Below are 1,061 nucleotides of genomic sequence, written 5' to 3' on the forward strand. Positions count from 1 at the left end.
TCTTTGACGAACCAACGTCAGCCCTTGACCCAGAGACTATCGGTGACGTGCTTGCGGTTATGCAAAAACTTGCCAAAGGTGGTATGAATATGGTTGTCGTAACCCACGAAATGGGCTTTGCTCGCAGTGTGGCTGACCGTATCATTTTTATGGCTGAAGGTCAAGTGCTTGTAGACACTACGGATGTGGATGGTTTCTTCGACAATCCAACTGAACCTCGTGCGGTTCAATTCCTTTCTAAGATTATCGATCACAACTCTGATAATGTCCAAGTGGATGCCTAAGGAGGTTGCCTATGATTTTCAAAAAAATCTTACGTTACCTAACTGTTGCAAGCTTGGCAATTCTCACTATTTTTCTTATCACGAGTCACAAGACTAAGGCGGAAGACACTAGTAAGCTTCTTGATAGTAAAGCAGTCCAAAAGATTGTTAAGCGAGGGAAACTCAATGTCGGTGTGAAGCAAGACGTTCCTAACTTTGGTTACTATTCTGCTAAGACTAATACCTACGAAGGTATGGAAGTTGATCTTGCTAAGAAGATTGCTGATGAGTTAAAAGTTAAAGTCAATTACATTCCAGTAACGACGCAAACCCGTGAACCTCTTATGGATAACGGAACTATCGACTTGCTTATCGCTACCTATACTATCAATGATGAACGTAAGGCTTCTTACGCTATCTCAACTCCTTACTACTATGACCAAATCGGTTTCTTGGTTCTTAAGGATTCAGGTATTAACAAAATCTCAGATTTGAATGGTAAGACTATCGGTGTTTCTCAAGGGGCGTCAACTAAGGCTGCGTTGCAAGAGTACGCTTCAGCTAATAACCTTAAGTTCAACTATGTTCAACTCGGATCTTTCCCAGAATTGGCTGTTTCTCTTTACGCTCACCGTGTAGATGCTTTCTCAGTTGATAAATCTATCCTCTCTGGATATGAAAGTAAGAAAACTAAAACCTTAAAAGAAGGTTTCAAAACACAAGAGTACGGTATTGCTTCAAGTAAGTCTAACCAAGAGTTGATTGATTATACCAACGATTTGATTGCTAAATGGCAAA

At 40.5% G+C, this 1,061-nt stretch carries 1 protein-coding gene and 1 pseudogene; both read left to right on the forward strand.

Annotated features, from left to right (window positions below):
• Nucleotides 1-284 (forward strand): annotated as a pseudogene (locus AX663_RS08085) (amino acid ABC transporter ATP-binding protein); the annotation flags it as partial.
• Nucleotides 285-295: 11 nt separating this feature from the next.
• Nucleotides 296-1,061 (forward strand): transporter substrate-binding domain-containing protein (locus AX663_RS08090; protein ID WP_060973196.1); only part of this gene is annotated, 766 nt, incomplete at its 3' end.

This window comes from Streptococcus sp. CCH8-H5 (assembly GCF_001556505.1).
In the GTDB taxonomy this organism is placed as follows: domain Bacteria; phylum Bacillota; class Bacilli; order Lactobacillales; family Streptococcaceae; genus Streptococcus.